The sequence below is a fragment of the Streptomyces flaveus genome (genome assembly GCF_014647675.1).
Lineage (GTDB): Bacteria > Actinomycetota > Actinomycetes > Streptomycetales > Streptomycetaceae > Streptomyces > Streptomyces flaveus.
In genome coordinates, this window is sequence record NZ_BMPQ01000013.1 from 59,911 (window position 1) to 69,772 (window position 9,862).

Here is a 9,862-nt window from a genome sequence, read left to right on the forward strand (position 1 = left end):
CGTGCCGAGGAGCCCGGGAAGCCTGGGCTCCTCGGCACGTCCACTGGGTCAACTGTCGTGACGTCCTGTGCCTGCGCCGGTGAGGACGCGGATTTCGGTTTCCGTGTAGTCGGCCCCGTCCGGCTGGCTCCGGTCGAGTGCCGAGCCGGCCCAGGCGAGGAGGAATCCCACGGGGATGGAGATGAGACCGGGGTTCCGCAGGGGGAACAGCGCGAAGTCCATGTCCGGCAGCAGCGCCGTCGGGTTGCCCGAGACCGCCGGGGACAGCGCCGTGAGCAGGATGGCGACGATCAGGCCGCCGTACATGCTCCAGACCGCGCCCCTGGTCGTGAAGCCCTTCCACCACAGGTTGAACAGCAGAGACGGCAGGATCGCGGAGGCCGCGATGGCGAAGGCGAGGCTGACCAGGAAGGCGATGTTGAGGTGCTGGGCGATCATCGAGAGGGCGATCGCCGCCACACCGACCACGCCCACGCCCAGCCGCGCCACGAGGAGTTCGTTCTTCTCGGACGCTTGGCCCCGCATGATCGTCTTGCCGTAGATGTCGTGGGCCAGGGACGCCGCCGCGGTGAGCGTGAGAGCGGCGACGACGGCCACGATCGTGATGAAGGCGACGCAGGAGACCACGGTCAGCAGGACCGATCCGCCCAGGCGCTCCGACAGCAGAAGCACGGCCGTGTTGCCGGAGGCGGCGTCCGCGGCGACGGCCTTCGTACCGATGAGTGCCGCGGCGCCCAGGCCCAGCACCACCTCGAAGAAGGTGAAAGCGATGACCAGTCCGGCCGCCCACGCCGCCGACTTGCGGGCTCTGCGTCCGCTGGAGACCGTTCCGATGCGCATCAGCACATGCGGCAGAGCGGCCGCCCCGAGGATGAACGCCAGTTGCAGGCTGATCTGATCGATCTTGGTGGTGCGGTCATGGAACCGGATGCCGGGTTCCAGGAAACGTCCGCCGAAGCCGCTCTTGTCGACGGCCGCGTCCAGCAGGCGCGACGGATTCCAGCCGAACTCCGCCAGGACGGCCAGTACGACGAACAGCCCCGTGGCGAGAAGGAGCACGGCCTTGATGTTCTGCACCAGGGTCGCCGCCCGCATACCGCCGATGATGACGTAGAGGACCATCAGCAGGCCGAGGCCGGCCACGACGGCTCGTTGGGCGCCGTCTCCGTCCAGACCCAGGACGGTGCCGGCGAGCGCTCCGGCGCCGATGAGCTGGGCGGTCAGATACAGCAGGCAGACGACCACGCCGGCGATGCCCGCCGCCAGGTGCACGGGCCGGGCGTGCAGCCGCCGGGCGAGCGAGTCGCCGATGGTGAACTTGGAGGTGCTGTGGTAGGGCTGGGCGACCAGCAGCACCAGTACGGACCACGCCACCATCGGCGCCAGTACGTAGGCGATGCCGTCGTAACCGGTGAGGGAGATCAGGCCGGGATTGCCCAGCATCCCCGCCGCGGACATGTAACTGCCGAAGATCGCCAGCCCGTTGACCAGCGACGACAGTCGCCGCTGACCGAGATAGAACCCGCTGAGTTCGTTCTCTTCGGGGAGCATCGACCCGATCGAGAGGAACAGCGTCAGGACGACGCAGAGGCCGAAGGCGGCGAGGACGGGGAAGGCGCTGCCGGAACCGGAGAGCGCGAGGACGGAGTTCACCGGTGGCTCTCCAGGTGTGCGAGGGGGGCGTTGTGACGTCCGGCCAGCGGCTCGAGCGTGTTCCTCGCATACCGCGAGTACCACAGGACCGCCCAGCCGGTGATCACCAACTGGACCAGGACCAGCGTGAGTCCGATGTTCAGCGGACCCGCCAGGGAGAGCGCCATGACACCGGGCGCCTCGTTGGCCAGGACGACGCCGGTCATCTGGGCTCCGAGGACCGAAGCGGCGACCCGTGCCGGGCGGCGGCGTGCGGCACGCAGTTCGCGCAGCGTCACGGTCTGACGGCGACCCGGCGTCAGCGGGGCTGCCGGATCGGACGGTGAGGTCTCATGCCTGTGCGGGGACAGCTCGATGGTGGCTGTGACCGGCTCTTCCCAGGCCGCCCACGCCGGAGGCGGCGCCATGGGCCGGCCGTCGTCCAGGCCCAGGTGCCGGGCCTGCTGAAGCGCCCAGGATCTTCGTCGGGCCCGGACACCCTGAGCGGTGACAGGCGCCCCCTGCACGGACCGCCGGTACAGGTCCAGGAGCGCCGCCGGCTGGCCGACGGACTCGTAGGCCCGGGAGACGACATGCCGCAACTCCGCTTCGGAGTAGAGGTTCTCGTGGTCGAGAGCACTGAGATAGAGGGCGGCAGCGGCGGGAGGGTCTTGATCCGTGAAAGGCATGCGGGAATCCATGAGTCCGCCTCGGCAAGGAGTGGCGTGGAAGGGAGGAGAGCGCGGCATACGAGGGCTTGTGGCCGCACGCGTTCTCCGGGCCCGCTGACGGGGGGCCGGTGTCAGTGACGAAGACGCTCGACAGGGAGTGACACCGGAACGGACCGGACCTGCCGCGAACGATGCGCTCAGTTCACCGACCGAGCCGTGTCAGCCCCATCCGGCGTCCTTGCTTCATCGGCGCCAACCGTGCCGTAGTGATCACGGGGCCGACAAGGGCGTGAACGGCAACGATCTGAGGTACTTGCGTACTTTGCGTTCCCTGGCACGCGCAGTGCGTCATACGGATGGACCGGCCGTCCAAGGGATCCCCGAGGACGACCGGCCGCTGACCCCGAAGCGAACTCTCTTGAATCAGGGGCAACTTGAGGGAAAAAGCGAGTGACTCACTCGTGCGCGATCGCTGCCAGCACGTTCATCCGCGAGGCACGCAATGCCGGCAGCAGCGCCGCCACGATGCCCACGATCGCCGAGCCCACCACGACCGCGACGATGGTGACCCACGGGATCGCCAGCGCCGTCATGCCCTGGAGCGCCAGGACCTGCTGCACACACACGCCCCACACAAGCCCCAGCGCGAGCCCGAGGACCGCGCCGAACACGGCGATCACCACCGACTCCAGGCGGATCATCCGCCGCAACTGCCGCCGGGCGAGCCCGATCGCGCGCAGTAGCCCGATCTCGCGCGTGCGCTCCACGACCGATAGAGCAAGGGTGTTGACCACGCCGAGCACCGCGATGACGATCGCCAGGCCCAGCAGGGCGTAGACGAGATAGAGCAGTACGGCGATCTGGTCGCGGACCAGCTGCTTGTAGTCGGCCTGGTCGCGCACCTGCACCTGCGGATACGGGTCGAGCGTCTGCTCCAGGCGCTCGCGCAGCGTGTCGGCGGAGGTGCCCGAGGCCGCGTTCACGTACAGCGTCGAGTCCTGACCGCCGGGCACGTACCGCTCCAGCGTCTCGAGTCCGAAGTACATCGCTCCCTGCGCGCCGAATCCCTCGCCGCCCTCCTGGTCGGTGAGCGCGGCCACCCGCAGTTCGGTCTGCCGGCCGGCCGGGAACTCGACGGGGATGACACTGCCGATGCGTACGTCGTGGTCCTTGGCGTAGTCGACGTCCATGGCCATGTTCCCGGGTGCCAGCGCCGCCGCCGTGTCGCCCTGCGCGTACGTGATGTTGGCGACCTCGTCGAGCTGGTCGCCGTAGCCTGCCGCGCCCGTCTCGACGCGGTCGCCGTTGGGCAGCCGTGCCGCGATGGCTGCGAACCGTTGGCGTACGACGGTTCCGACGCCGTCCGTTTCGTCCACCTTCTCGGTGATCTCCTGCGGGAACGGCTGGAAGTTGTTGTTCTGGATCACGAAGTCGGCGCCGAGCGTCTCGTCGATCTGCTGGTCGAAGGACTCGGTCATGGACGCGCTCGCCACGGACATCCCGCCGACCAGGGCGAGACCGACCATCAGCGCCGCCGCGGTGGCACCCGTACGACGCGGATTGCGCAGCGCGTTGCGCTGGCTCATCCGCCCGACCGAGCCGAACAGGGCCGGGAACGCTCCGCCGAGGACACGGATCACGGGCCGTACGAGAAGCGGTCCGGCGATCACGGTCGCGATGAGGGTCAGGACGACGCCGAGCGCCAGCAGGGAAGCGGCGGAGCTCGTCTCCGTCGCGGTCACACACCCCACGAGCGCGGCGGCGCCGAGCGCTCCGACGACCGTCCCCACCACGGCCCGTACCCGCAACGGCCGCCCCACACCGGCGATTTCGGCGTCGGCGAGCGCGGCCATCGGCGACACCCCGGCAGCCCGCCGGGCAGGCAGATACGCGGCGACGAAGGTGACGCCGACGCCGACGACGTACGCCGAGACAGGGGTCGCCCAGCCGATGACCATCTCGGTGGACTTGAGGTTCATGCCGAGCAGGCCCATCAGCTCGATCAGCCCGAACGCGAGCCCGATCCCCGTGGCCAGGCCGAGCGTGGAGCCCACCAGGCCCAGCAGGGCCGCTTCCAGGAGCACGGACCGGCGCACCTGCCGCCGGTCGGCGCCCAGGGCGCGCAACAGGCCCAGTTCGCGCGTGCGTTGGGCGATCAGCATGGAGAAGGTGTTGACGATCAGGAACACGCCGACCAGTACGGCGATCCCGGCGAAGCCGAGCATCACGTACTTGATCACGTCGAGGAAGCCGCCGAGTTCGGCGGCGGCGGACTCGGCCTGCTCGTCGGCGGTCTCCACCTCATAGGTCTCGGCGCCGATCGCGCGCGAGATGCGCTCCTTGAGAGCGGCGTCACTCACGCCCTCCTCCGCGTCCACCGCGATGCTGGTGGCGACGCCGCTCTTGCCCAGCAGCTCGGTCTGCGCGGTCGCGGTGTCGAGGAAGACGAGCGCCGCACCGGGGTTGGTGGTGGTGAAGGTCGCGATGCCGACGATCTCCACCTTGAACGAACCCGGCTGTGCGATCACGGTGAGCGTGTCGCCGATGCGTACGTCCTTGTTGTCGGCCGTGTCCGCGTCGATCAGCGCCTCGCCGGGTCCGCGCGGCTCATGGCCGGAGGTCAGCTCCACGGGGCTGCGCTCGGTGACGTACCAGCCGGTGGCGATGGTGGGCGCGCCGGTGGTCGGGCCCACGGACTCGTTGTCGCTGTCGACGACGGTGACGTTCTCGACGGAGACGTCGACATGCGTGTCGGCGACGCCGTCGACCCGGGCGATACGGTCCTCGATGCTCGTGTCCACGGTCTGGACGGCCCCGGAGGGCAGCTGCGAGTCCAGATCCTCGCGCGGCAGCACGGTCACGTCGGCCGACGTGGACGCGAAGAGCCGGTCGAAGGTACGGGTGACCGTGTCCGAGAAGATCAGGCTGCCCGCGACGAACGCCACGGACAGCAGGACGGCCAGCGCCGAGAGCAGCAGCCGCCCCTTGTGCGCGAGGAAACTCCTCAGTGTCGCCTTCAGCACGACGGTCTGCCTCAGTCCTGGTCGGGGGCGGTGCCCTGGTCGGAAGCGGTGCCTTGGTCGGAAGCGGCGCCCTTGTCGAGTACTACGCCCTGATCGCGGGCGGTGGCGTCTTCCGACGTCCCGCGGATGGTGTCGAACTGCTTCATGCGCTCGAGCACCGCCTCCGCCGAGGGCCGCGCCATCTCGTCCACGATCCGCCCGTCCCCGAGGAAGAGCACCAGGTCGGAGTGGGCCGCCGCGCCCGGGTCGTGCGTGACCATGACGACGGTCTGGCCCAGCTCGTCGACGGCCTCCCGCAGAAAGCCGAGGACTTCGAGTCCGGCCCGTGAGTCCAGGTTGCCCGTCGGCTCGTCGGCGAAGATCAGCTCGGGGCGTGAGGCCAGCGCGCGGGCGCAGGCGACGCGCTGCTGCTGCCCGCCGGACAGCTGCGCGGGCCGGTGCTTGAGACGGTCGCGCAGTCCGAGCGTGTCGATGACCTGGTCCAGCCACTTCTCGTCGGGCTTCTTGCCCGCGATGTCCATGGGCAACGTGATGTTCTCGATCGCGTTCAGCGTCGGGATCAGGTTGAACGACTGGAACATGAAGCCGATCCGGTCCCGGCGCAACCGCGTCAGCTCGCGCTCCTTCAGCCCGGTGATCTCGGTGTCGCCCAGCCACACCTGGCCGGCCGACACGGTGTCGAGCCCCGCCAGACAGTGCATCAGCGTGGATTTCCCCGAGCCCGAAGGACCCATGACCGCGGTGAAGCGACCGCGCGCGATGTCCACGTCGACCGAGTCGAGGGCGAGCACGGTCGTCTCACCCGTGCCGTACGCCTTGGTCAGACCACGGGCGCGGGCCGCGATCCCCTCGGCGTCCGTGCGCCCGAGGGCGTGCTCCGCAGCTGCTGTGGACAAGGCCGCCTCCTAGGTCGGACTTCGGTGCCCGCGGGCGAGCCTAATGTGATCCCGCGCACACTTGGTATCCACCAGAAGGTCGAGCCGGTCTCCTGCGCAGGTCGGTGCCCCTGAGTTCGATGTAAGGGGCACCCTTAGTGGATTCCCGGTGGATGCGCTCTTGCCCCTGCTAGCACTCAGGCGCTAGCTTCGAAGTATGGCGAAGACCCAACTGAACGTGCGCGTGGACGAGGGCACCGCGCGGGCCGCGCGGGAGCGAGCCCTGGCCCGCGGCATGAGCGTCAACCGCTACATCGAAGAGCTGGTCAAACAGGACACCGGGGAAGTGGGCCACACCTTCGTGGAGGCCGCCGCCGACTTCATGAAGCAGTACGAGTCCGTGTTCGCCGAGGAGTTCGGCCCGGAGCGAGAAGGCCGTCGCTGAACCCTTGAATGTCCATGTCGACCTTGCCTGGCTGCTCATGGTCGCCGAACAGAACACTCCGGGAGATCCCCAGGTCACGGACTGGGGAGCCCTCGTCGCCGCCGTCAGCCGGCACGAGGCGGAGATCTTCGGCGTCCCCGTCTACGACAGTCCACACGCCCGCGCCGCCGCACTGCTCCAGCTCCTGCTGCACGTACCGGCGCTCGAACGCTCCAACGCGATGTTCGCCATGGCCGTCGCGTACGCCTATCTCGTCGCCAGCGGCCTGAAGGTCGTCACCTCACCAGAACAGGTCCGCGACCTGGCCCGCCTGGTCAAGACGGGCGAGGCGACGGTGCAGGACATCACGCAGGAGCTGCGCCAGTGGAGCCTCGAACCCTGAGACCCGCGCCCCTGAAAAGAGGCCGCAGGCCTTCCTTTCAGGGGCGCGGGGCTGTTTCGATTTGCGGCTCCGCCGCGTGGGCGCGACCAGCCACAACGAACCCGCAGTGTTCAACTCGCCTAACCTGCGGAGCGCGCCGTGCCGAGCACGCAGTACGAGCTCGGCATGCGCGCCCCCTTCTCGGGCACCAACACCCGCCGGAACGGCCCCAGTTCGTACCCGGCGTCCCGGAGCGCGCCGAGAACGTCCCGGCTCACATGGCAGCCGCCGAACAGCAGCGGCCACACGGTACGGTCCAGGGCGCGCTGCGTGACGCCCATCGCCGCGCCGCCGCCCTTGCCGTGCTCGAAGAACCGCAGCTCGCCGCCCGGACGCAGGACGCGGCGTACCTCGGCCAGGGCCCTCGGCACGTCTCGTACGCTGCACAGCACCAGTGACAGGACCGCCGCGTCGAACGCCTCGCTCTTGACCGGCAGCCCTTCCGCGACGCCCGGCACCACGTCGACGGGCACCTCGGAGCGCAGGGCCGCGGTCACCGCCAACTGCCGCAGGCTGCGCTCGGGTTCGATGGCGACGACCTCCGAGACGGTGCTCGGATAGTGGGCGAAGTTCAGTCCGTTGCCGGCGCCGATCTCGATGACCCGGCCGGAGAGCCCGGCAAGCAGCTCGTCGCGGTGCGGGCCGATGGCGGGCTCGGAGGCGACACTGATTTTGGCGTAGAAGCGGGCGAACAACGGGTGATGCACCGGGGCCGGGGCCATCCGGCCGGACTTGGTGGTCCGGGAACCGCGTGGTCGCATGGAGACCTCCCCTGGGCGACTGGCGTCACGGCGATTGTCCCCCCGTGCGCGCCCCTTCACCCGTCGGTCGCCCTGTGTCGGCCCCGCCCGCGCACCTACTCCGCCGCCTGCGCCACTGCAAACTCCTCCGCATCCCACGTCCCGCCCAGCGGCCGGGCCGGCCAACTCGGCGCGGCGGCACGGAAGCCGGCGGGCCACAGCAGCCCCACCCCCTCGGGAACCGCCCCCAGCAGCGGAGCCTCCGCCACCACCGGCAGATCCGCGAGGTTGCAACGCGACGCGAGATCCGGCTCGTTCGGCCAGCTGCCCACCACGACGCCGAGCAAGTCGAGCTGCCGGGCGCGCAGTTCGCGGATGGTCCGCCGGTGTGGGGATCGGTGTCAGTCGGCCATGCCGCCGGCGAACGGCATCGTCTGCCATTGGTCGACGGCCGGCTTGATGTACTCCACCAGCTCGGGCAGTTGCGGCGTGAGTGTGAGGGTGGCGATGGCCCGCAGCATCCCCACGGCGTTCACGAAGCTCAGGACCTCCTCGTTCAACGGCCTCATGCCGCCCCGCTGCGCGCCGCGGTTGTAGGCGGATTCGTGGACGGGCCCGAGAGCGGCCAGGTCCCACTCGACGGGGCCCAACGTGACCAGCTCGAAGTCGGAGTAGAGGTCCCTTTCCACGCCGTAGAAGATGTTCGCGGGCGGGGAGTCGCCGTGGATGGGCTGGAGGCCGATCCCCGGGAACGCTTTTTCGAACGCCGTGCGTGAGCGCACGAGAGGCTCCAGGATCTGCCACTCGCGGCGTGCGCGGTCCAGCTCGCTCGCACCGATGAGGCCGGGAAGCTCTTCGAGCAGAGCAAGGCTTTCCGCAATGAACTGCGGATCGGCCGCGGACAGAAACGACAGACGGCCCGGGTATGCGCGCATCGCGGCGTGCAGGTCGGCAACGCTTTCGGAGTTCGCCACGTAGTCGGGTTCTTTGTCCCGGTCCTCCTCGACGAACTGCCAGAACGTCATCGAGAACCCGTCGCGCTGAACGGGTTCCCGTGGCACTAAAGGGCTGGGAGGGATCACGGGGGTTCCCTGGTCGGTGAGCCACCGTGCCACGTCCAGTTCCGCCCGCTGGCGGCGCGCAAGGGAATCGAGGCTTTCGCGGTGCGGCAGGACGGTGGGAATCCGGGCCACGACCGGTGAGGGCGCAAGGTGGACAACGACAGAGAAGACGTCGTGGAGCACCGTGGCATCAGTCACGGTGAGTCCGAGATCGCGCCCTGCTCCGACAGCCGCGTCGACTGCGGCAGAGGTGCGGTGGGCGACGTGTTGTGGTGTCACGAAATCGGTCATGGCTCAGTCGTTCCCATCGTCTCGTTGCAGGTGAATTTCTGGCTGTCGGGCAGGTCGAGGCGTGCAGCCGGTTCCCCGGCCAAGGTCAGCATCTGCGGCCGTCGCGCAGCTCCAGCCGCTCCCCTGGGAAGCGCTCGCGGAAGCCGCGGTCGTGCGAGACCACGACTACCGCCCCCGGGTACGCCGCGAGCGCCGCCTCCAGGTCCTCGACCAGGTCGAGCGCGATGTGGTTCGTCGGCTCGTCGAGTACGAGAAGGTCCGCGGGCCGGGTCACCAGGCTCGCGATCTGCAGCCGCCGCTGCTGCCCTGCGGACAGCGCCGCGACCGGGACGTGCAGGTCCTCCTCACGGAACAGGCCCAGCGCCAGCAGCTGTTCGGCGTACTCCTCCGGCAGCCCGGGCCGTCCGGCCGCGAAGGCGGCGAGCAGCGGGAGCCGAGTGGAGCGCGCGGGCAGCTCCTGCGCCAGGTACCCGATCCGGGCGGAGCGGCGTACCGCGCCCGTGTCCGGCTCCAGGTCGCCCGCCAGGACGCGCAGCAGCGTTGTCTTGCCAGCCCCGTTCTCGCCCGTGACCAGCAGCCGCTGCCCGGGCGTGATCGTCAACAGCCCGTCCAGACACAGCCGTTCACCGACGGCCACGCCGTCGAGCTCGACGAGCGGGCGGTCGACAGGGTGCTCCCCGTCCGCCGCCGTCAGCGCCGCCGT

General features: G+C 69.6%; 8 protein-coding genes and 2 pseudogenes. 2 read left to right on the forward strand and 8 right to left on the reverse strand.

Annotation, left to right across the window (positions count from 1 at the left end):
• Window positions 1-48: 48 nt before the first annotated feature.
• From IEZ21_RS24840 to IEZ21_RS24855, 4 genes are all read right to left on the reverse strand, one after another.
• The gene (locus IEZ21_RS24840) at window positions 49-1,653 is read right to left on the reverse strand and encodes a solute symporter family protein (protein ID WP_246568116.1); all 1,605 of its coding nucleotides are present in this window, start codon (window positions 1,651-1,653) and stop codon (window positions 49-51) included.
• Window positions 1,650-2,321, reverse strand: coding sequence for a DUF485 domain-containing protein (locus IEZ21_RS24845; protein WP_189324110.1), 672 nt, complete (start codon window positions 2,319-2,321; stop codon window positions 1,650-1,652). The genes IEZ21_RS24840 and IEZ21_RS24845 overlap by 4 nt, the downstream gene beginning before the upstream one ends.
• Window positions 2,322-2,758: 437 nt before the next feature.
• On the reverse strand, window positions 2,759-5,326 hold the full coding sequence (locus IEZ21_RS24850; protein WP_189324111.1) for an FtsX-like permease family protein: 2,568 nt from the start codon (window positions 5,324-5,326) through the stop codon (window positions 2,759-2,761).
• 11 nt (window positions 5,327-5,337) lie between these two features.
• A complete protein-coding gene (locus IEZ21_RS24855; RefSeq protein ID WP_246568118.1) occupies window positions 5,338-6,222 on the reverse strand; it encodes an ABC transporter ATP-binding protein in 885 nt (294 codons plus the stop codon).
• A 196-nt stretch (window positions 6,223-6,418) separates the two neighbouring features.
• On the opposite strand from IEZ21_RS24855, the gene IEZ21_RS24860 reads away from it, so the two are divergent.
• Together IEZ21_RS24860 and IEZ21_RS24865 are read left to right on the forward strand one after the other, a co-directional pair.
• On the forward strand, window positions 6,419-6,646 hold the full coding sequence (locus IEZ21_RS24860) for an antitoxin (protein WP_165263795.1): 228 nt from the start codon (window positions 6,419-6,421) through the stop codon (window positions 6,644-6,646).
• Between the two features lie 37 nt (window positions 6,647-6,683).
• A complete protein-coding gene (locus IEZ21_RS24865) occupies window positions 6,684-7,028 on the forward strand; it encodes a hypothetical protein (protein WP_051745066.1) in 345 nt (114 codons plus the stop codon).
• Between the two features lie 119 nt (window positions 7,029-7,147).
• Here the strand turns inward: IEZ21_RS24865 and IEZ21_RS24870 are convergent, their stop codons facing one another.
• The 4 genes and pseudogenes from IEZ21_RS24870 to IEZ21_RS47805 form a co-directional block, all read right to left on the reverse strand.
• Window positions 7,148-7,828 carry a class I SAM-dependent methyltransferase gene (locus IEZ21_RS24870; protein WP_189324112.1) on the reverse strand — a complete coding sequence of 227 codons (681 nt, stop codon included), beginning with the start codon at window positions 7,826-7,828 and terminating at the stop codon, window positions 7,148-7,150.
• 95 nt (window positions 7,829-7,923) lie between these two features.
• Window positions 7,924-8,187, reverse strand: a pseudogene (locus IEZ21_RS24875) (dethiobiotin synthase); the annotation flags it as partial.
• Window positions 8,188-8,208: 21 nt separating this feature from the next.
• Window positions 8,209-9,159, reverse strand: coding sequence for a phosphotransferase (locus IEZ21_RS24880; protein WP_189324113.1), 951 nt, complete (start codon window positions 9,157-9,159; stop codon window positions 8,209-8,211).
• An 85-nt stretch (window positions 9,160-9,244) separates the two neighbouring features.
• Window positions 9,245-9,862 (reverse strand): annotated as a pseudogene (locus tag IEZ21_RS47805) (ATP-binding cassette domain-containing protein); the annotation flags it as partial.